This window comes from Pedobacter sp. MR2016-24 (assembly GCF_026239655.1).
In the GTDB taxonomy this organism is placed as follows: domain Bacteria; phylum Bacteroidota; class Bacteroidia; order Sphingobacteriales; family Sphingobacteriaceae; genus Pedobacter.
This window is the reverse complement of record NZ_JAPIVO010000009.1, coordinates 413,042-433,310: the sequence shown is the minus strand read 5'-3', so window position 1 is coordinate 433,310 and position 20,269 is coordinate 413,042. Positions and strand designations below refer to the sequence as shown.

Here is a 20,269-nt window from a genome sequence, read left to right as displayed (position 1 = left end):
TATGATAATTTTGTACCAATCTATGAGCAAGCGATATAAACAGTTTCAGCCAATAGTAGTAGCTGATTTTGAGTCAGCTACCTGGAATCATCCTTTACATAAACATAACCACTATGAACTGATCTACATTAAATACGGATCAGGGACACATATAATCAATAAGGTCAATGTTGATTATCGTCCGGGAAACTTGTTTTTACTGGGGCCTGAAGAAGAACACTACTTTGAAATTAAGGAAAGCACAAGATTTATCTACCTGAAGTTCACCGATCTTTATATAAATCAAGCAGAACAGGGAGGTTTCAATACTGGCTTACAACATTTAGAATACCTGATCAAAAGCCGGGAAACACATTTATCTGCGTTTAGCATTACCGGCAATGACCAAAACACTGTCAGTACTATCTTCGATGTGATTCTTTCCCTGAAAGATGATATGCTCAGAAATGAGCAACTGATCTGGATGCAGCTATTTACGATAGCTCACCTCCTGCAACGCAACATGCCAGAAATTAACGATACGTTTCATCGAAGTAAAGATATGCAGGCAGTTTTCTGTTATATCCATAAACATATCTACCATCCTGAAAAGCTGAGAGCTGAGGTGATGGCCAGTCACTTTAATTTCACGAAAGACTACATAGGTCCATACTTCAAAAGGAATACGGGATTAACCTTAAAAAATTACATGAATAGCTACAGAATCAATCTAATCAGACAACGAATAAACAGCGGAAACTACCGACTAAAACAGATCGCTGCAGAATTTGGACTAACGGATGAAAGCCATGTCAGCAAATTGCTAAAGCAGCATTAAGCCTTATTGATAAGTTCTATACTCCCCACATTGATCCATGAGCTGTCTGATCAGGTAAAATATCCTGATTAGCCTGTTATTTACCTTCAGCACTAAATCGCCATCCAGAATACAGGATAACATTGGTATAGCTCTTTCAGTGAAAGCAATGCGCACATTCCGATCGCTTGTCAGTCTTTTAACTTCCTTATTTTGTTTACCCAAAGACCTGAAATCTTCATCATTCAGTTCAATAATCAGGTCATCCGGAAAATGACATACGTTAACGATAACCTCCCTGGTAAAATAAAGCTTATCGATCTGGTATAAGTCGGCCAGATCCACATCGATCATTACTTTCTGTCCCCTCACTACATAGATACAATTCATGATCATTTCATCCGTGATGAAGTTATCCCCTGTCTCTTTTGTATTCATACGATTTATTATCTGGTTATTCTTTTGTTATTTAATGGGCAATTGCGGCAGAAATCAGGGAACAAGATGTGCTGATCGCTGTACCGGAGGATTGGTACCTGAAATTACCATATGGTTGAAGCCGGTAGCACTTGTCAGGTTGTGCCAATTGGGATTACAGGAGCGTACCAGGCGTTCCCGCTGCATTCTTGTATAGCCACTGAGCAGCTCCAGGTAGTTTAATGCTTGTTTTTCTGTGTTAAATGTTTTCACATACACCAGCCTAGTGAGTTGCTGTTTCCTGTTAAAGAAAGAAGCCGCAGCCAATTTGTATTTGTCCAGTGTTCCGGATAAATCTGCACTCATACCAACATGTAAATTGGTTCTGTTGCTATCTGTTATAATGTATACAAAATTTTCCATTGTACTTCGATTAATTGTTGCTCTTGCTGATCAGTAAAGAAGAAACCAGCGTTAAACCTGATTACTAATTTTATTAGTACAATATTACTAATTATATTAGTACAAAGCAAGCACTATCAAATTATATTTTTCCACCTGTTTCACGCTCTTCCATTTTCAGCACTGCATTTTAAAAAGCAAAAAAAAATGGCAGGAAATCCTGCCATTGACATCAGCGCAGAGCGCGTGCAATCAATTAAAATAGGTCGCTTTATCTAAGACATCATATTCAGCGTCAGTTTTACCTGATTAGAAATCGGCCTGTTCATTGTAATATGCTCAAAATCCAGTCCGATGGTCAGATCCACCCAATCAGGATTACATGCCCGGACCAGACGTTCCTTCTGCATCCTGGTAAATCTGCTCACCAGTTTGAAGCGGTTCAGTGCCTGGGATTCAGTTTTAAATTCTTCAAAATAAACCAGTCGTGTTAACTGCTGTCCGCTATCAAAAAACAAGCTTGGCATCTGCTTATAAAAATCAAGCGTCTTAATCAGGTCAGCACTCATTCCTACATGTAAACTAGTCCTGTTTCTATCTGTCACGATGTACACAAATTTTTTCATTGCTTTCAGTTTAAATTATCACCACTAATTAAATTAGTATATATATTTGCAACACGAATAAATATTACTAACTTTATTGGTACAATATTACTAACTTTTTTAGTACAAACAAACTATTTTTAAAATTTATTTTTATGTCGAATATATCCACCAATCTGAAATACCTGAGAAAGAAAAAAGGCCACACACAGCAGCAGTTTGCTGATTTAATGGGAATTAAGAGATCACTTGTTGGAGCTTATGAGGAAGACCGTGCCGAACCCAAATACGAATTGCTAAAGAAAATAGCAGAACACTATGAACTGACGATGGATGAATTTATCAATGAAACCATCAACGAGAAGTGGAGACCGAAGCTAAAAAGCCAGGGATCCAACCTCCGGATCCTCAGTATTTCTGTAGACCAGAACGACAATGAGAATATAGAAATGGTTCCGGTAAAGGCAAGTGCAGGTTACCTGAATGGATTTTCGGATCCGGAATACATCAAAGATCTCCCTAAATTCCAGCTGCCTTTACCTGCACTTAAACAGGGTACCTTCAGGGCATTCGAAATTGTCGGGGATTCCATGTTGCCTATTCAGCCGGGAAGTGTAATTGTCGGCGAGTATATGGACAACTGGAATGAAGTGAAAACTGGCGAAACTTACGTCATCGTTAGTAAAAACGAAGGTGTGGTATACAAACGTGCCGGCAACCGTTTTAAAGAGAATAAAGAACTAAAGCTGGTTTCAGACAATAAGATCTATGATCCGTATATGGTACCTGCAGAAGACATTCTGGAAATCTGGAAAGCAAAGGCTTATATCAGTTCATCTTTGCCAGATCCTACTCCGGATCCAACTATTGAGACGCTTACCAATATGATGACACAAATGCAGAAGTCACTATCACAGATGAATAAAAACTAATGTATTTATCACTATTGTTTTTAAACCTTTTTTTCCAATAGCACTCTATACCTGCATACAACACATAAAACATGAAAAAGATATTGTTAACATTAGCATTGGCAGTAGCAGGTTTAACCTCTACCTACGCACAGCATGGTACTAAAGATAAATTGACTCCTGAACAAAAGGCAGAAAAAAGTACGGCTAAACTTCAACAGGAACTCACATTGACAGCAGATCAAAAGCAAAAAGTTTATGCAATTGAACTCGATAAGTTTAAAAAATCTGAAGCGTGGCATAAGAAAAATAAAGATGCCAGGAAAGCGATGAAAGACCAGCATGAAGCCGTTAAAAATGAAACTGATACTAAATTGAATCAGGTGCTGACAGCAGATCAGAAGAAAAAACTTGACGCCATTAAGGCTGAGCATAAAGACAAAAAAGGTGATCATAAAGGACATAAAAAAGCAGCCAAGGCTGCTTAACTGAATCCTGTTAAAGGTCAGACATCAAATGAATACCAACAAAAAAGGGGAGCAAAATTTGCTCCCCTTTTTTGTTGCGTTATATATTTCTATTTAACTGTATCAATTACTGCTTTGAAAGCTTCCGGATGATTCATCGCTAAGTCAGCTAAAACCTTACGGTTTAAACCAATGTTTTTAGCGGCTAATTTACCAATCAATTGAGAGTAAGAAATACCGTGTTGACGAGCTCCAGCGTTGATACGTTGAATCCATAGTCCGCGGAATTCTCTTTTCTTAACCTTACGGTCACGGTATGCATATTGCAAACCTTTCTCAACCGTATTTTTAGCTACAGTGAATACTTTACTTCTTGATCCCCAATAGCCTTTGGCCATATTAAGGACTTTCTTCCGTCTTCTTCTCGAAGCTACTGCGTTTACCGAACGTGGCATAGTGTTGTTGTTTTTTGATAAGCGGTGCTGCGTATTTCAGCAAACTTACTACCGGTTACCTGGTTACGAATTTAATTATTTACCGATAGCAAGCATACGCTTAACGTTGCCCATATCAGCTGCAGAGACCATACTAGTCTGACCCAAATTACGCTTACGTTTAGTAGACATCTTTGTCAAGATGTGACTTTTGTATGCGTTTTTTCTTGCGATTTTACCTGTTCCAGTAAGCCTGAAGCGCTTTTTAGCACTGGAATTGGTTTTCATTTTTGGCATAACCTATTCTTATTTATGTAATTTATTATTTTTTTGCAACTTTTGGAGCCAGCGTCAAAAACATACGCTTACCCTCTAACTTTGGTAATAATTCTACCTTACCTATATCTTCCAAAGCCTGAGCGAATTTAAGTAAAAGGATCTCTCCCTGTTCCTTATAAACGATTGCTCTACCTTTGAAATGCACATATGCCCTAACTTTCTCTCCACTTTCGAGGAAACTCTGCGCATGTTTCAGTTTAAACTGAAAATCATGGTCATTCGTGTTAGGACCAAAACGGATCTCTTTAATTACCGTTTGCTTAGCATTTGCTTTAATCTCTTTTTGCTTCTTCTTTTGTTCGTAAACAAATTTGCTATAATCGATTATTCTACAAACCGGAGGTACTGCATTTGGAGATATCTCTACAAGATCCAGTTCCAGTTCATCAGCAAGGGCTAAAGCTTTTGCCAAAGGATAAATCCCCGGCTCAACATTATCTCCAGCTAACCTCACCTCCTGGGCGCGGATAAACTGATTAATATTATGTTCTGCTTCTTTTTTCTTAAAAGGAGGACGTGGTCCCCTGTTAAATCCTGGTCTGCCTAATGCCAAATTTGTATACTATTTAAACTGTTATTTCTTTAATTAATAATTCACTAAACGCTTCAAGTGTCATTTCTCCTAAATCTCCCTCACCATGTTTCCTTACTGAAACCTTACCTTCCAACATCTCCTTTTCACCGATAATCAGCATATAAGGGATTTTCTTCATCTCTGCGTCCCTGATTTTCCTTCCTATTTTCTCATCCCGAAAGTCAATCAAACCGCGAATATCGGAATTATTTAGTTCATCTGAAACTTTTTTAGCATAATCTTCATATTTTTCTGAGATCGGCAGGATAATAAATTGTTCGGGCGACAGCCATAACGGGAAATTACCAGCACAATGCTCAATCAAAACCGCAACAAAACGCTCCAGAGAGCCAAAGGGCGCACGGTGGATCATTACCGGACGGTGTTTTAAATTATCGCTGCCTGTGTATTCCAGCTCAAATCTTTCCGGTAAATTATAATCAACCTGAATCGTACCCAGCTGCCATTTTCTGCCCAATGCATCTTTCACCATGAAATCTAACTTTGGTCCGTAAAATGCAGCTTCGCCCAATTCTACTACTGTCGGCAATCCTTTCTCAGCCGATGCTTCAATAATTGCATCCTCTGCCAGTTTCCAGTTTTCATCAGTGCCGATGTATTTGGCCTTGTTTTCAGGATCTCTCAGCGAGATCTGCGCAGTGTAATCAGTAAAACCTAATGACTTAAACACATACAATACAAGGTCAATCACCTTCTTGAATTCTTCTTTAACCTGGTCCGGGCGACAAAACAAATGTGCATCATCCTGAGTAAATCCTCTTACCCTGGTAAGTCCATGCAGTTCCCCGCTTTGCTCATAACGGTAAACCGTGCCGAATTCTGCAAAACGTAATGGAAGATCTTTATAAGAACGTGGTTTAACTTTGTAAATCTCACAGTGATGCGGACAGTTCATTGGTTTTAACAAGAACTCCTCCCCTTCCTGCGGGGTTTTGATCGACTGAAAAGAGTCTTTACCATATTTCTCCCAGTGACCGGAAGTAATATATAAATTCTTGTGGCCGATATGCGGTGTAATGACCTGCTCATAGCCAGCTTTTGACTGTGCTTTGGTCAGGAAGTTCACCAGACGCTCACGTAAAGCAGTTCCTTTAGGCAACCATAATGGCAAGCCCATACCTACCTTCTCTGAGAAAGCGAATAACTCCAGCTCTTTACCTAATTTCCTGTGGTCGCGTTTTTTAGCTTCCTCAATCATTAAAAGATACTCAGTCAGCTCACTTGCTTTAGGGAAAGTAACCCCATAAATACGTGTCAGCTGTTTTTTGGTCTCATCACCTCTCCAGTAAGCACCTGCAACATTCATTAATTTAACCGCTTTTACAAATCCGGTATTCGGGATATGCGGACCGCGACATAAATCAGTGAACTGTCCTTGCGAATAGAACGTAATTTTTCCGTCTTCCAGACCATCAATCAGATCCAGTTTATATTCGTCGCCTTTTTCAGTAAAATAGGCTACCGCGTCTGATTTAGAAACGCTCTCTCTGACAAAAACTTCTTTCTGTTTAGCCAGCTCAATGATTTTAGTTTCGATTGCCTTGAAATCATCCGAAGAAAACTCACGGTCGCCGAAATCCACATCATAATAGAAACCGGTTTCAATAGCTGGACCTATACCGAATTTAGTACCCGGGTATAAAGCTTCCAGTGCTTCTGCCATAATATGCGCAGAAGAATGCCAGAATGTAGCTTTACCAGCCTGGTCGTTCCATGTCAGTAATTTAACAGCAGCATCTGTTTCAATAGGGCGGCTTGAATCCCAAACCTCGCCGTTAACTTCGGCAGCCAGTACGTTACGCGCTAAGCCTTCAGAAATTGATAAGGCAATTTGATGTGCAGTAGTCCCATTTTCATAAGGACGGACAGAGCCATCAGGAAGTGTAATGTTAATCATCTACAACTATGATTTATATGTGAATTTAAAAAAATTTATACTCCAATCAATACAACGTGATTTTTGGAATGACAAAGGTAAGTTTTTAAGATGCATTATCAGGAAGAAATTTGAAAATGGGGACAAGGATCCCCATCTTATTGATCCAGCTGCCAAGTTAATCTTGTGCGAGCATTGTCTGAAAATACTCACTTTTCGACGCTGCCGTCCTGTCTTCTGAAGCGAAAAACAGCCACAGGTGCACTGGATGCTTAATATCGGCATATTTCAGCTGCAAGTTCAACTCCAGATCTGCTCTTCTGCCCTGTTCATAGTAAATATCGACATTATAATCCTTTTTTATCTTATACATCACTGCCACCATCGCGTGATCAGCCCCTCGCTGCATCGCATGCTGATCTGACCAGTGTTCTTCATCATCATTCCAGGTCAGCCGCAAACTTTTTTCCGGCCCGGGAATCAGCTTCGCACCTGTTGTCCTGAATAAAGTACCCATACTCAATACCAATTTTGATAAGTCGGGCTTTACTTGCATACCATCAATTCCAAAAACATGCTTCCCATTCCAGCTGATAGCCCTATCCATCTGATTACCTGGTTCTTTTTTATCATAAAAACCAATCTCTATGAGCTCTCTGAATTCTGACAGCAAGGCGGATATGCTACCAAATTTATTTCTGTTAAATACCTGAGCTTCCGAAGCCTTTTTCTTACTTTCCCTAGGTAAGGAGCGGATAATCGCCATTGCCTTGCGTATGACACCTATCACCGGACCTACTTTTCCTGAAACTGCGCCCAGGAGGCCTTTATTTAATATTCCCATTTTTAATAAATTTTAAGGTGTACAATTAATTGATTTTTACACGAGGCATATCGATCCATTCCAGCCCGTCCTCGCCTGAATAGATACCCGGGACCAAATAAGCTTCAAGAATGCCCACCGGATTAAAGGTCTTACTGTTAAACAGTGTTTCAGTGTTACCTCGCTGCGTAATGTATCGCAGACCTAAGGTTAAGAGGTAAAGACAGCCTTCAGGCACATTGAAAGTAAATACTGTTTCTTCAGTTTCAGGCTGATGCTTTAATACAACCATTGATCTCCGCTCAGGATATTGAAGCCGGTAACCTTCCTGAGGTCTCATTATACCCAGACTGAAACAGAGCTCACATCTGTTCACTCCTGCCGGAAATTTTAATTGTAAAGGCAGGTGTATCCGGGGAATAGTGACCTTCAACTGGCCAGATAACCATTGAGTCTGAACATCAAAACCAATCTGTTTACCTAAAGCCGATGTAGGGTTAAATTCAAAACCAGCTAATTTTTTAAAGCTGTATTCATCATAAGACAGCTTTTGCGTCTTTACATCCCGGCACTGTGTGACAATGGTATTCAGCAATCCATTCAATTGGTTAACAATCTTGCCCTCATACCAACCGTTGATACTTTTCTGAAAGCACTCCCTGATGTTTGATCCCAAAGCACTGGCAATCGAAAAGCTGGAAGCAAATTCCATTGTCACTTCAGACATGTTAGTGTTACCCTTTCCAGGTCTGGACTGTATTATTTGTTGATCGCCGTCTTTTCTATAAGTAACGGGTCCGACAGGCCCCGTCACAAATCCATTTTTGATTTTTCCCATTTTTTATATGATTTAATTTCGTTAAAGATAAGCACTGAAAGGACCTTTGTCAATAGCTGGCTCTAAAATAGTTCAATAGCTGGTCGAACGTTGTGCGGACGTCCTACATATCCAAAGCAGAATGGATCCTGACCGGAAGTAAGAAAAAAGCAGGTTTTATTGAAAAAACGTGCTTTTACCGTGCTTCCACCTTGCTTCCAACCTGGTTCCTTGCCGACCAAAATACGAGCTGCATTCCATCAATTCCGCAGGCAAATCCGAGCCCATCCCAAGGATGAATCTAACCTGACTAGTGTTCACCCTCAGTTAATTTATATTCAGAGTAGCTGATTGCTGAATTTTTTCATTCCCGAATTTAAACCTTACAGCATATCCAAAACTTAACCATATATTAACATTCGTAAGCTATGTTTGTATATATTTCCTAAAAATACGACACTATGCAGCGTGATTTTTTTCCTCTAAACAGCCATTTGCATAAATTTACAGCGCTGATTCTGCTGTTACTAATATTACAATCCTGCAAAAAAAACATCGCTAAACCAGATTATCCGGCAGGAACTAACGAGAACATAAACACCTGGATTTTAGATAGTCTGCAACGTTATTATTACTGGAATGAAAGCCTGCCCGGCAAACCAGATCTTACGCCTGATCCTAAATCATTCTTGAATGCAATACGCAATACTGCCGACCGCTTTTCTTATCTTATACTTCCCTCAGACCCCTCAACAGGAACAGTATCTACCAGAAGCAAGTATGGTTTTGATTATACCACCTTCACAGAAGAGTCCAGTGGAAATATTATCGGCGTTATTAAACAGGTTTTAAACGATTCGCCGGCATCCAGAGCCGGATTAAAACGAGGAGACTATATTTATCAGATTAACGGAAAACAGCTAAATTCTGCGGATGCAGCGGCACTGCAACAGGAAGTCATCAGTGCAAATAAAGTACTGCTCGGAATGGACGCCGGCCCTGTCGAAATTAATGCAGGTGCTACTTTTGAACAACCTTCCATCAGCAAAATCTTACAAACAGGAAATGTTAAAACCGGCTATTTATATACCAACGACTTTAACACCGGACTGGCCAGCTCATTAAATAATACATTCAGCAATTTCAAAAATGCAGGAGTAACAGAGTTAATTCTTGATCTGCGTTATAATTCTGGCGGTCAGGTAGCGGAAGCTGCCGGACTGTGTACGATGATCGCACCGGGGATTACTTATGGCACTCCTTTCATCACCTACAAAGGAAATAAAAACGGTGGAGCGAAAACTGAATCTATCGGCACGGCATCAACGTTCGACCGCAGCCTGAATTTTAATAGCTTGCTACAGCGCAATCTTGACTTGAGAAGAATTTTTATTTTAGCAACAGGTGCCACGGCATCGGCCGCTGAAATCATGATCAATAATTTAAAGCCCTACATGCAGGTGATAGTGGTAGGAGAAAAAACCCGGGGCAAAGATGAAGCTTCTTTTACTATAGCTGATATGCGAAATCCAAAGCAGGTGGAATGGGAACTACATCCTATTGTGTATAAGCTATTCAATGCTGCTGGCAGCGGCAACTACAGCTCAGGCATCGCACCAGACATTGCAGTGAACGAGTTATCATCACTTCCACTGCTCGCCTTAGGTGATACCGGCGATCCGCTGGTTCAGGCCGCGATTAATAGTATAACGGGCAGCAGCAATACTGCATCGGTAAATTCAAAACTCAGAACAAGTAATTTAAAAGCAGGAAAAGTGCTTACAGACACCAGAACGCTTGATGCAGCTAACAGCCTGGTCTTTACCCATCGTTAATATTTATAATTTTTGTAAACTTAACATTGAGTTAAACTTACAACCCTAACTTGCCGTTGTTTAAAACCATTGCCTATATGGAACACTTGTACGATTATACAGTTGAACGACTTCTTATTGCAGTACAAATTGGGAATAGTGATGCCTTTAACGAGGTTTATTGCAGGTACCGCAAAAAGGTTCAGGGTTATGCTTATCGTTTTGTACGCTGTACGGAAGAGGCAGAAGAGCTTACGCAAGATGTATTTGTTCGTCTTTGGGAAAACAGAGAGAAAATTGATCCTTCACAAAATTTCGATGCTTATCTGTTTACCATTATCCGCAATATCTTTTTAGGTGCATTGAGGAGAAAGGCAAAAATGAATGTATTCAGAAATGAGATGCTGGAAGATGAGCCGATGATGAATTCCATTGAAAACTATATTGATTTTAAAGATTGTCAGCAATTGGCCAACCAGGCTATTGAGACCTTACCTCCGCAGGCAAAAATGGCTTATATGCTGAGTCGCAATGAAGGATTTTCTCATGAAAATATTTCTTCGCAAATGGGCATCACTAAGAATACGGTGAACAACCATATCAAAAAATCGCTTGGTCATATTCGTAAACATTTTAACAGCTACTCACCGGAAACTATAATTTCCTCCATTTTATGGATCCTGCTTTTGCAGTAATCTAATACCTTAAATCTAAAATGATATATTGAATTGCCCGAAAGGGCAATTTCTATTTTAGGCTATTCTTATTTTTTGCACTAAAATATCAAAAATAGTAAACTGATTTACAGCTATTTAAATAAATCTCAAAATAAATTTCAATTGTGACTAGCTGTTGTCTCTTTGCAGTGCATATATAGTTATAGAAAGCGGAATACAGGAAAGATTTAATATTAAAAGATTGGAACAATACGAAGACATAAAAAGATTATTTAAGCTATATCTGCAGGGCGGTACAAACCCACAGCAGGAGAAAATATTATTCAGTTACCTGAAGAACAATAAAAAAAACGATCAGGATTTTAACGATCTGATGTCACAGGCATGGGAAGAACAACCAGCATCACGTGATGAATCATCTGCCGCTGCAGAAGGATTAAATCAAATCTGGAATAAAGTAGAACAAAAGAAACAAAGGAAAGACCACCGGTTCCTGTTATTAAAATATGCAGCATCGGTTATACTTTTTGCATCGGCCGGTTTAGGCTGGTATAGTTATCAAAAACAGAAAACAGAAGCTGTGATAGAATGGGTGAGTAAAACTACTGGTGCTGGTGAAAAAGTTAAAATGATCCTGCCAGACAGTTCAATCGTTTACCTGGGCAGTAAAAGTAAATTAAGCTGGCCGGCGCGTTTTATCAAAGGCAGTCTGCGTAATGTACGCCTGGAAGGTGAAGCGTTCTTTGAAGTGAAGCATGATGTGAGCAGCCCCTTTATTGTATATGCCGCACATTTAAAGACGCAGGTATTAGGTACTTCATTTAATATCTATGCTTATCCTGATGATCAGGCCTTCAGTGTGACAGTGAGAACAGGAAAAGTTGCAGTAGCAGAGCATATTAACGGTAAAACCAAGGCTCTTTCAATTCTTACGCCGGGCATGAGTCTAACCTATCAGGAGAAGAGCAGCAGATATGCAATCAATACTGAACGTGTGGAAGATGTGAAAAGCTGGACAGAAAACCGGTTTGTGTTTCACAAAGAGAACCTGGGTATGATGCTTGAGAGACTTGAACGATACTACAACGTTCATTTTGAATTGAAGAATCCCGATCTGGCCGGCTGCCACTTTAATGCCACGTTTAACAACAAGAGCATTAAACAGGTAATGGAGCAGTTAAGGGTGATGAGCGGAAATAAAATCAAATATAAGATCAACAATAATAAAAATACGATTGCCTTATGGGGGGAAGGATGTCAATGAGCTATTAACTTATACATAAGATAAAAAGTGGTGTTTGGGCTTTTTTACCATTAAATCAACCAGCACCAAAACAATTGTACTAGCAATAAAAACAAAAACCGTTCTGCGTCAACAGAACGGCCAAAAAACAAAAGTTTCGTAACTCGTGAAAATTAAAAAACGCATTGAACCTATGAATATAGAGGTTTTCTCTCATTTAAAAGAATATTTTAGCACTTTGAAAGTCCGTCCCCTGATGGTTACGGTCTTATTATTTTGCTTTCTGAATAACGTGATGGCGGCTACGGTAAGCTATTCACAACCAGAACAGGCTATCAACCTTAAGCTAACTGCAGTAACTATTCCGGCTGGTCTTTCCGTATTGGAAAGCAAAACAGGATGTGTGATCAATTATAATCAGTCTCTTTTCAAAAACAACAGCAATATCAGCATAGACGTAAAAGGAATGTCCCTGCAGCAGGTGCTGACAAGAATGCTTGCAAATACCCACGTAGGCTTCAAGTTTGAAGATTCAAAAACTATCTTATTATATAAGTTGCCAGATCCTGTTAAGCCAGGCAAAATCAGTGGTCGCGTGCTGGATGACAAAGGCGAGACCTTGCCCGGCGCTTCAATCAGAGTGGTAGAAACTGGTGCCGGTACACAAACTGGCGTAGATGGTACTTATATCATGAGCATTGCTCCGGGAACCTATACTTTAGAAGTAAGTTATATTTCCTACCAATCAAAACGCATTACTGGTGTGGTCGTAGCGGAAGGAAAAAACACCCCATTGGATGTTTCCCTGAAACAGGATTCGAAAGGCCTGAAAGAGGTGATGGTGACGGCTAACTATAAAAAAGCTTCGGTAGAAGGTTTATTGGTACGTCAGAAAAATGCTGCGGAATTAAGCAACGGTATTAGTGCTGAACAATTGGCACGTACACCCGATAAAAACATTGGAGAAAGCTTAAAACGAATTAGCGGTGTAAGTACAATGGATAATAAATTCGTGCTGGTTAGAGGAATTGGTGAGCGTTACAATTCGGCGACCCTCGATGGTACAGTTTTGCCAAGTACTGAAGCACAAACAAGAAACTTTTCTTTTGATCTGATTCCGTCCAATCTGGTAGATAATGTGGTGGTCAGTAAAACAGTTACACCGGATATGAATGCCAGTTTTGGTGGTGGATTGATTCAAATCAATACCAAAGACATTCCTAATGAGAATTTTATGAGTTTTACCATAGGCAGCTCTTATAATGACCAAAGTACGGGTAAGGATTTCCTGAGCCACAAACGCGGTAAATATGATTATCTGGGATTTGATGACGGAAGACGTGATTATCCTCAGGGACTGGTACAAACTAACGTGAATACATCTCCCAATACAGAATTAACACCGGAACAATATCAGAAAAAGGTAGATGATCAAAGCAAACGATTTACCAATGACAATTTTACTTTATATAAAACAAAGGCCGTTCCTTCACAAAATTACCAGTTCACAGTTGGCCATCTGATTGCTTTAGACACTGCAAACCAGAATAAACTCGGATTCACAGGTTCATTGAGTTACCGGAATACACAAAATATAAATGTGTTTGATCATCAGACAAGAACAGCCTGGAGAGATGATTACGATAACAACGGTTCGACATATGGTTTCAATACCACCTGGGGAGCATTATTGAATGCAGGGCTGCAGTTAGGTACAAACCGCTTCAGTATGCGCAATACCTATACGCATATGTATGATAATACGCTGATTAGAACTGTCGGTTATGATGATGCCGGCGAGGGACCGAATGCGGGGCCTAATGTAGTTCCAGATCGCATCGAAGAAGCGGATGATCCTACGTTTACAGATTTATTGCAAAATAAAATAACCGGACAACATCAGGCAGGAAAAGTAAAAATAGAGTGGAATGTAGCAAGGACTTCAATTGACAGGAACGAAAAGGACCTGAGTATCGCCACCAGCAGACCAGTATTGGTGAACGGCAATTATCAATATTTCTATTACGCTGGTAATGTTACTGAACCTAAAGTCGTTCCAATGTCGCGCCATAACTACAACACCAGCGAAGAACATTATTCCTGGAGTGCCGCTGCAACAATTCCTTTTAAAGTTGCCGGTATAAACAACAGTTTAAAAACAGGCTACTTCGGCATCAGAAAAAAAGGCAGCTTTGGCTGGCAAATCGCTGATTTTAGTCAGTCAGCAACCTTACCTGATAGCTTAAGATATCTTTCTCTGGCAGAGATGCTAAAACCTGAGTATTTAGGTGCCAACGGATTCTCCTATCAGGTTACACCAGCTGGTGTAGACAGGTATGAAGGAAAAAGCGAATCCCATGCGGGTTACCTGATGTTCGATAGCAGGCTATTGGAGAAATTGCGCTTGGTATGGGGAGTAAGAGGTGAATATTTCCATTACACAGAGATCAACAATCCAAGCAATGAGAAAAATAGCGTGTATGAAAGAAAAGCAGATCAGAAATGGCAATGGTTACCATCTGCTAATTTAACCTACAGTCCTGTTTCTGCAATAAATCTCCGGGCTGCCTATTCCAGTAGTGTAGTGAGACCAGAATTAATGGACAATAGTCAGTTCTGGAGATACAACGCATTTTTTGGTGCACAGGTAGGTAATGCTGGTTTGAGCAGCACAAGGATCAATAGTTTTGATGTAAAAGCGGAGTGGTTTCCCGGATTAGGCGAAATACTTTCTGTGGGTGGATTTTATAAAAAATTCGACCAGCCCGTAGAACTTACGCTGAATACGTTTTCGGGTAATATCGCTTATTACCTCAGGAATGCAGATATGGCTAAAGTTTATGGTTTGGAATTCGAATTGAGAAAAAGCCTCAGCTTTATTTCCGACACAAGAATTCTAAGCAATCTATCACTTTACGGAAATCTAACGCTGCAAAATTCTAAAGTTAAAGGGACTTATGTTTCTCAGAATCCGGATCCGAACGCAACCGGTATCTATTACGCAACTAGTACACAAAAGCGTTCCATGTATGGTCAATCACCTTACCTGATTAATGCCGGACTTCAATATAATGACAGTCATTTTGGTTTCAATATTATGTATAACAGATCCGGCTATAAAACATATGTAGTTAGTGAACTACCTACTGATATTGAGTATGAGAAATCGAGAGAGCAGATTGATGGACAGATCAGCTACAAATTATTGAAAGGTAAAATGGAAATCAAAGTGAATGCAGGAAATTTACTGAACAGAGCTTCACTGTTTTATAGAAATACCGCTAGTTACGAAGTAAATCCGGATTTCCAGTTAGGCGGGGGTGATACCAGCGATGCATTGCGCCTGAAACCAGGTTTCACAAATAAATATGAGGAGGGTGATCAGGTGATGTTCCGTCAGAAATTCGGCCGCACTTACAGTACTTCTATAAGCTATAACTTTTAATTGAATACATCATGAATGTAGATATAAATGGTCACATCTTAAAAAGAAAGGAGGATAACATCGTGTATTCCCATTGTCCAAAAAAAAGCGAAAGACTGTATCAGAGCCTCTCGCTTAATATCCGATAATGTAGACAAAGGCACAATCAGGAAACACCCGAAAGTAAAAATTGATTACCGGAAAGCCAATGTAGTAAATTTTAAATCAACTGCAAAAAACCAAATCATTATCAGGCTAATAATGAACATCCAGAACCGAACCAATAATTAAAAAAAGGATTTTAATTAATCCTGTTTGTAACGAACAAAAAATATGAAAAATTTAAAAACATTATGTGCTGTAGTACTTTTAGCAGCCATCACAGCTACTTCATGTAAAAAAGACGGAGATAACTCTGCTAACTTCGCAAACCGCAGTACTGCTGCTGCTGATTATAGTGCTTCTACCCTACCAGTAACAGCTGTGAGCGGTGATATTACTACCAATACTACCTGGGATGCTGATCATGTTTGGGAAATTTCAGGCATTGTAACTGTTAGAAATGGTGCAACTTTAACTATCGCACCAGGTACCTATATTAAATCTTCTGTGAACACCAGTGCTGCAAACGGAGTTTTAGTAATTGGAAAAGATGGTAACATCAATGCAACCGGAACAGCTGCAAACCCAATCGTATTTACCAGCCGTAACTTATTAGATAACAATGCAGCTACAGTTGGAAAACCAGGTGAATTCGGCGGCGTAATTATATTAGGTAACGCAGTAATTAATGCACCGGGTGGATCAAAATTAATTGAGGGTCTTCCAAACGAATCTAAATATTTTTATGGTGGCAATAATAATGCAGATAACCGTGGAACGTTCCAATATGTTCGCATTGAATATGCTGGTTATGTATTAGCTGAAAATATTGAAGTCAATGGACTAACATTAGGTGCCGTTGGATCAGGTACTACAGTTGATCACGTACAAGTATCTTATGGTTTAGATGACGGATTTGAGTTCTTTGGTGGTACTGTAAGTCCTTCTTATCTGGTAGCTTTAGGTAATGACGATGATCAGTTTGATTTTGACAATGGCTTTACAGGAACTATTAGTTTCGCAATAGCTTTAGCTGATGGTAATTCTACACATAGCGTGAGCGGCGGAGTAAGTGATTCTAATGGTATAGAGTCAGATAACAATGCACCAGCTGAAGATGCAACTTTTGGTCTATTACCAAAAACTCATCCTACATTGAATAATTTCAGTGTAATTGGTACAAGAACTGCTTCAGTAGCAACCGGCCTTGGTTACAGATATGGTTACCGTAACCGCAGAGGTTCAGAAGTAACATTGAATAATTCTATCATTACTGGTTTCAATACCGCATTTATTTTCGATGGAACTACACCAGCATTATCTAGCTTCACTAATGATGCAGTGAATTCATTTGTATCTCCTGCTGTATTACCTGCCGGAACTTATGCTGGAATTACTCAAACTTCGAGTGCTACTGCTAATAACCTGACAATGGTTCAACCATGGTTTAACTTAGCTGGTGCTCCTGCTAACCTAAACTTCTTGGGAGCAAGAGGCGCGGTTACATCAACATCTACTAACTGGATAGCAAGCTGGACTAAATTCGCTTACTAATCCTCATAAAATCAAATTAAAATTGGAGCGCAGGAAACCGCGCTCCAATTTTTAAACAAAATATCAAAAATGATAAAAATTAAATACTTTTTCCTCTTAGTCTCCCTATTAACACTGGCATCTTGTAAAAAGCAGGAATTATTCCATCAAGATCAGGAAAAACTTGTTCAGGTTAATCTCCAGGGTCTGATTTTATCAGATACCCTGGAATTTTTAATCAATGACAACATAATTAGTACTGGATTTGACAACACATTCATCACGAATGGCAAACTATATAGTGCCAATAGTAAGGTACAGATCCGTAAGAAATCAACGACTAAATCACTTGGAGAATTTACTTTGGGTACGAACTTCAATCAGACAAGAAAAATATTTTATGATGGAATAAACGTTTCCGATAATGTAGAGCTTACACCTGTAACCAATCCTGATAACATGGGAATAAGAGTAAACTTTAGTACAACATTTGGCGCTTTTTATGGAGGACCAGTAGATGTTGAGCTCTTTGTTCAAAAGTTAGATTACGAAACTTTTGAATTTACTTATACCAGTTTTAAAGTTATCAAAAATGTAACAGGTTCATTCAGCGAATTTATTGAACTGCCAACACTGCAAACTGCCGATACCTATCTCTTAAGATACGCTATCAAAGTTTATAAAGCCGGAACTAAAGAATTACCATATACAGACAAAGTTGACCTAAGTAATGTAGATCCGGCGAACATTGTGAGTACGATTGATAATTTTGTGCCTGGAGACAGTCAGTTATTATCGATTAGTCCGGCAACATCTGATCCTTTTACAATGCTTGGAGATAGTTATAACATTCAGGATTATTCATCTGCTTTTAAATAAATCATTACAATAAACTCATGCAGGGCATCAATAAATCCAAACATGTTCATCTCCTGAAAGCGCTGAATCAGCTGGAAGAAATTGTAAGCGATGGCGACAGGAGTTATAACCAATTACTGCAAGTCAGAGAATACAGGAATGAACTGGATTTAATGTATGCGAATTACCAAAAAATGCTCATCAATTTAGAGCAACATATTATAGCTTACGATGAGCTGCATAAAAAGGTGAAAATTCAATACCTGGGCCGGAAGTTGAAAGAGCTTAAAAAAACTGCTCATAAAGAAGACATTACATTCGCTTCACTCCTTTCGAAGACAATCCGGTCTTTTGGGACATAATCATATTAAAAAATTCAACACTCGCTCGTTAACCCCTTCAGCTCATTTGCGAAGGGGTTTTTTCGTTCTTATGGCAAACTATTTGACTTATAAAAGGTTTAGCCATAAAATGTCTGGATATTATGCCATCCACAGTAATAGACCATTTCAGTTACCATGCGGAATCATCAGAATTGAAGATTACTTTTCTGTCGGGCAAAGTATATATTTATAAAAGTGTTCCGGATGAGGTGTTTCAGGGATTAAAAACAGCGGGATCCAAAGGACAATATTTTAATGCCTTTGTGAAAAACAAATACAAGTTTAAGCGCCTGTAAGCCGCATTGTTATTTCCTTTAAGCGCAATTGTTTTTTTATAAGATGGTAACAGTCCGTTATCTCGCTTCTACTAATCAATCCAAAACAATAATGAACCTAGTAAATCTAACTAATCGAAGGAAAAGATATCCCTTTAATTTTACTGTACAGTTCTACTGCGTATAAATCTGTCATGCCCGATACAAAATCCAGCACACTCTGTATCCTTGAATAGGTATCTTCCTTGTCTGTGTGGAACTGCGGCGGTATCAGTTGTACCAGCTTTTTATAATAATGGGTATTGTTATGTAATAGCGCAGGAATAAATTCTTCCAGCAGTCCGGCCATTACTTTATAACCGGCTACTTCCTTCTGAATCACAGAGGAGGAATTGTAGATCTTCTGTACGGAAATCGTTTCAATATTTTTCCAGGCGGTCAGGTAAGGTTCAGGGATAGCATCCGTGATACTCCTGTTGTATTCCCCTGCCAGAATCTGCGGCTGTTCCTCATAAAAAATCCTGGAACATTCCTGCGTGAGTGTATTGATCGCTTTCGCACGCATCAGACTTACCTTGGCGTCATCATCATAGCCTTCGCTTAGAAAACGTGTATCCAGATTTTTATCATTACATAAGGGCTCCAGCAAGGCACGAACCTCAGCAAAAGTCAGGATTTTTAAACGGTGCGCATCTTCTAGGTCAATGATATTGTAACAAATATCATCAGCTGCCTCTACGAGGAAGGTTAGCGGATGACGCTTAAAAATCAGCGGCTCTTCGCTTTCTTTCTGCACACCTAAAAACTCAGCTATCTCTTTGTAAGTATTTTGTTCTGACTGGAAAAAACCATATTTCTTTCTATGCAGGATCTTCTTCTGATGCCCCGCAATAGCTGCACAGGGATACTTTCCAATTGCTGCCAATGTAGAGTAGGTCAGCGCAAAAGCACCAAAACCTTTACCATTAAAGGGATGTGTCAGGATCCTGATCGCGTTGGCATTACCTTCAAAATTAATCAGGTCTTTCCATTGCGCTTCAGTAACATCCTGCTGATACCTTGTGCCGTCTCCATCTGTAAAATATCTGGAGATAGCCGCTTCACCGGAATGTCCGAATGCAGGATTGCCAAGATCATGTGCAAGACAGGCTGCTGCAACGATATTTCCTACTTCACTGATGAGGGGATTTTCTTCGTCCAGCAAAGGATTATCTTTTTTGAGCTGGTTATAAAATATACGGCCCAGCGAACGACCAACACTGGCTACTTCAAGACTATGTGTTAACCTGTTATGCACAAAAACGCTTCCCGGCAAAGGGAAAACCTGTGTTTTATTCTGTAACCTTCTGAATGGAGATGAAAATATCAATCGGTCGTAATCCCGCTGAAACTGTGAACGTGCCAAATCCTGGTCTGTATAATCCGCCTCTTTTGTACCCCACCGCCTGGCAGACAATAATTCTTTCCACTCCATTCTA

General features: G+C 39.5%; 21 protein-coding genes. 11 read left to right on the top strand and 10 right to left on the bottom strand.

Going from position 1 to position 20,269, the window contains the following annotated elements; genetic code table 11:
* The first annotated feature begins 22 nt into the window (after positions 1 to 22).
* Complete coding sequence (locus tag OQX62_RS24560; protein ID WP_265834318.1) at positions 23 to 817, top strand: AraC family transcriptional regulator; 795 nt, start codon at positions 23 to 25, stop codon at positions 815 to 817.
* Positions 818 to 820: 3 nt separating this feature from the next.
* Here OQX62_RS24560 and OQX62_RS24555 read toward each other — a convergent pair whose 3' ends face one another.
* The 3 genes from OQX62_RS24555 to OQX62_RS24545 all read right to left on the bottom strand — a co-directional run bounded on the left by OQX62_RS24555 (position 821) and on the right by OQX62_RS24545 (position 2,241).
* A complete protein-coding gene (locus OQX62_RS24555) occupies positions 821 to 1,234 on the bottom strand; it encodes an ORF6N domain-containing protein (protein ID WP_265834317.1) in 414 nt (137 codons plus the stop codon).
* A gap of 54 nt (positions 1,235 to 1,288) precedes the next feature.
* Positions 1,289 to 1,636, bottom strand: coding sequence for a GIY-YIG nuclease family protein (locus OQX62_RS24550; protein ID WP_265834316.1), 348 nt, complete (start codon positions 1,634 to 1,636; stop codon positions 1,289 to 1,291).
* 254 nt (positions 1,637 to 1,890) lie between these two features.
* Entirely contained in the window at positions 1,891 to 2,241 is a 351-nt protein-coding gene (locus tag OQX62_RS24545; RefSeq protein WP_265834315.1) for a GIY-YIG nuclease family protein, read from the bottom strand.
* A 134-nt stretch (positions 2,242 to 2,375) separates the two neighbouring features.
* Here OQX62_RS24545 and OQX62_RS24540 point away from each other — a divergent pair, with 134 nt between their 5' ends.
* Positions 2,376 to 3,152 carry an XRE family transcriptional regulator gene (locus tag OQX62_RS24540; RefSeq protein WP_265834314.1) on the top strand — a complete coding sequence of 259 codons (777 nt, stop codon included), beginning with the start codon at positions 2,376 to 2,378 and terminating at the stop codon, positions 3,150 to 3,152.
* A gap of 71 nt (positions 3,153 to 3,223) precedes the next feature.
* Complete coding sequence (locus OQX62_RS24535; RefSeq protein ID WP_265834313.1) at positions 3,224 to 3,619, top strand: hypothetical protein; 396 nt, start codon at positions 3,224 to 3,226, stop codon at positions 3,617 to 3,619.
* An 89-nt stretch (positions 3,620 to 3,708) separates the two neighbouring features.
* Here OQX62_RS24535 and rplT read toward each other — a convergent pair whose 3' ends face one another.
* From rplT to OQX62_RS24505, 6 genes are all read right to left on the bottom strand, one after another.
* Complete coding sequence (gene rplT, locus OQX62_RS24530) at positions 3,709 to 4,053, bottom strand: 50S ribosomal protein L20 (RefSeq protein WP_265834312.1); 345 nt, start codon at positions 4,051 to 4,053, stop codon at positions 3,709 to 3,711.
* A gap of 75 nt (positions 4,054 to 4,128) precedes the next feature.
* Positions 4,129 to 4,329 carry a 50S ribosomal protein L35 gene (gene rpmI / locus OQX62_RS25135; RefSeq protein ID WP_265834311.1) on the bottom strand — a complete coding sequence of 67 codons (201 nt, stop codon included), beginning with the start codon at positions 4,327 to 4,329 and terminating at the stop codon, positions 4,129 to 4,131.
* A 25-nt stretch (positions 4,330 to 4,354) separates the two neighbouring features.
* On the bottom strand, positions 4,355 to 4,924 hold the full coding sequence (infC, locus tag OQX62_RS24520; protein ID WP_265792083.1) for a translation initiation factor IF-3: 570 nt from the start codon (positions 4,922 to 4,924) through the stop codon (positions 4,355 to 4,357).
* A gap of 13 nt (positions 4,925 to 4,937) precedes the next feature.
* The gene (gene thrS / locus OQX62_RS24515; protein WP_265834310.1) at positions 4,938 to 6,863 is read right to left on the bottom strand and encodes a threonine--tRNA ligase; all 1,926 of its coding nucleotides are present in this window, start codon (positions 6,861 to 6,863) and stop codon (positions 4,938 to 4,940) included.
* A gap of 157 nt (positions 6,864 to 7,020) precedes the next feature.
* The gene (locus OQX62_RS24510; RefSeq protein WP_265834309.1) at positions 7,021 to 7,686 is read right to left on the bottom strand and encodes a DUF6266 family protein; all 666 of its coding nucleotides are present in this window, start codon (positions 7,684 to 7,686) and stop codon (positions 7,021 to 7,023) included.
* Between the two features lie 25 nt (positions 7,687 to 7,711).
* Positions 7,712 to 8,503, bottom strand: a complete 792-nt coding sequence (locus tag OQX62_RS24505) for a hypothetical protein (RefSeq protein ID WP_265834308.1) — start codon at positions 8,501 to 8,503, stop codon at positions 7,712 to 7,714.
* A 440-nt stretch (positions 8,504 to 8,943) separates the two neighbouring features.
* Here OQX62_RS24505 and OQX62_RS24500 point away from each other — a divergent pair, with 440 nt between their 5' ends.
* From OQX62_RS24500 to OQX62_RS24465, 8 genes are all read left to right on the top strand, one after another.
* On the top strand, positions 8,944 to 10,317 hold the full coding sequence (locus tag OQX62_RS24500) for a S41 family peptidase (protein WP_265834307.1): 1,374 nt from the start codon (positions 8,944 to 8,946) through the stop codon (positions 10,315 to 10,317).
* A gap of 77 nt (positions 10,318 to 10,394) precedes the next feature.
* Positions 10,395 to 10,991 carry an RNA polymerase sigma-70 factor gene (locus OQX62_RS24495; RefSeq protein ID WP_265834306.1) on the top strand — a complete coding sequence of 199 codons (597 nt, stop codon included), beginning with the start codon at positions 10,395 to 10,397 and terminating at the stop codon, positions 10,989 to 10,991.
* A 223-nt stretch (positions 10,992 to 11,214) separates the two neighbouring features.
* A complete protein-coding gene (locus tag OQX62_RS24490; protein WP_265834305.1) occupies positions 11,215 to 12,237 on the top strand; it encodes a FecR family protein in 1,023 nt (340 codons plus the stop codon).
* A gap of 172 nt (positions 12,238 to 12,409) precedes the next feature.
* A complete protein-coding gene (locus OQX62_RS24485; protein ID WP_265834304.1) occupies positions 12,410 to 15,661 on the top strand; it encodes a TonB-dependent receptor in 3,252 nt (1,083 codons plus the stop codon).
* A 312-nt stretch (positions 15,662 to 15,973) separates the two neighbouring features.
* Complete coding sequence (locus OQX62_RS24480; RefSeq protein ID WP_265834303.1) at positions 15,974 to 17,296, top strand: hypothetical protein; 1,323 nt, start codon at positions 15,974 to 15,976, stop codon at positions 17,294 to 17,296.
* Between the two features lie 69 nt (positions 17,297 to 17,365).
* On the top strand, positions 17,366 to 18,154 hold the full coding sequence (locus OQX62_RS24475) for a hypothetical protein (protein WP_265834302.1): 789 nt from the start codon (positions 17,366 to 17,368) through the stop codon (positions 18,152 to 18,154).
* Positions 18,155 to 18,171: 17 nt separating this feature from the next.
* Positions 18,172 to 18,495, top strand: a complete 324-nt coding sequence (locus OQX62_RS24470) for a hypothetical protein (RefSeq protein ID WP_265834301.1) — start codon at positions 18,172 to 18,174, stop codon at positions 18,493 to 18,495.
* Between the two features lie 122 nt (positions 18,496 to 18,617).
* Positions 18,618 to 18,812, top strand: a complete 195-nt coding sequence (locus OQX62_RS24465) for a KTSC domain-containing protein (protein WP_265834300.1) — start codon at positions 18,618 to 18,620, stop codon at positions 18,810 to 18,812.
* Positions 18,813 to 18,918: 106 nt separating this feature from the next.
* Here the strand turns inward: OQX62_RS24465 and OQX62_RS24460 are convergent, their stop codons facing one another.
* Entirely contained in the window at positions 18,919 to 20,265 is a 1,347-nt protein-coding gene (locus tag OQX62_RS24460; RefSeq protein ID WP_265834299.1) for a deoxyguanosinetriphosphate triphosphohydrolase, read from the bottom strand.
* Positions 20,266 to 20,269 lie beyond the last annotated feature (4 nt).

Bases quoted from the DNA above. Each gene is read 5' to 3' on its own strand.
- OQX62_RS24560 (WP_265834318.1), top strand. From the start codon at position 23: ATGAGCAAGCGATATAAACAGTTTCAGCCAATAGTAGTAGCTGATTTT.
- OQX62_RS24555 (WP_265834317.1), bottom strand. From the start codon at position 1,234: ATGAATACAAAAGAGACAGGGGATAACTTCATCACGGATGAAATGATC.
- OQX62_RS24550 (WP_265834316.1), bottom strand. From the start codon at position 1,636: ATGGAAAATTTTGTATACATTATAACAGATAGCAACAGAACCAATTTA.
- OQX62_RS24545 (WP_265834315.1), bottom strand. From the start codon at position 2,241: ATGAAAAAATTTGTGTACATCGTGACAGATAGAAACAGGACTAGTTTA.
- OQX62_RS24540 (WP_265834314.1), top strand. From the start codon at position 2,376: ATGTCGAATATATCCACCAATCTGAAATACCTGAGAAAGAAAAAAGGC.
- OQX62_RS24535 (WP_265834313.1), top strand. From the start codon at position 3,224: ATGAAAAAGATATTGTTAACATTAGCATTGGCAGTAGCAGGTTTAACC.
- rplT (WP_265834312.1), bottom strand. From the start codon at position 4,053: ATGCCACGTTCGGTAAACGCAGTAGCTTCGAGAAGAAGACGGAAGAAA.
- rpmI (WP_265834311.1), bottom strand. From the start codon at position 4,329: ATGCCAAAAATGAAAACCAATTCCAGTGCTAAAAAGCGCTTCAGGCTT.
- thrS (WP_265834310.1), bottom strand. From the start codon at position 6,863: ATGATTAACATTACACTTCCTGATGGCTCTGTCCGTCCTTATGAAAAT.
- OQX62_RS24510 (WP_265834309.1), bottom strand. From the start codon at position 7,686: ATGGGAATATTAAATAAAGGCCTCCTGGGCGCAGTTTCAGGAAAAGTA.
- OQX62_RS24505 (WP_265834308.1), bottom strand. From the start codon at position 8,503: ATGGGAAAAATCAAAAATGGATTTGTGACGGGGCCTGTCGGACCCGTT.
- OQX62_RS24500 (WP_265834307.1), top strand. From the start codon at position 8,944: ATGCAGCGTGATTTTTTTCCTCTAAACAGCCATTTGCATAAATTTACA.
- OQX62_RS24495 (WP_265834306.1), top strand. From the start codon at position 10,395: ATGGAACACTTGTACGATTATACAGTTGAACGACTTCTTATTGCAGTA.
- OQX62_RS24485 (WP_265834304.1), top strand. From the start codon at position 12,410: ATGAATATAGAGGTTTTCTCTCATTTAAAAGAATATTTTAGCACTTTG.
- OQX62_RS24480 (WP_265834303.1), top strand. From the start codon at position 15,974: ATGAAAAATTTAAAAACATTATGTGCTGTAGTACTTTTAGCAGCCATC.
- OQX62_RS24475 (WP_265834302.1), top strand. From the start codon at position 17,366: ATGATAAAAATTAAATACTTTTTCCTCTTAGTCTCCCTATTAACACTG.
- OQX62_RS24470 (WP_265834301.1), top strand. From the start codon at position 18,172: ATGCAGGGCATCAATAAATCCAAACATGTTCATCTCCTGAAAGCGCTG.
- OQX62_RS24465 (WP_265834300.1), top strand. From the start codon at position 18,618: ATGCCATCCACAGTAATAGACCATTTCAGTTACCATGCGGAATCATCA.
- OQX62_RS24460 (WP_265834299.1), bottom strand. From the start codon at position 20,265: ATGGAGTGGAAAGAATTATTGTCTGCCAGGCGGTGGGGTACAAAAGAG.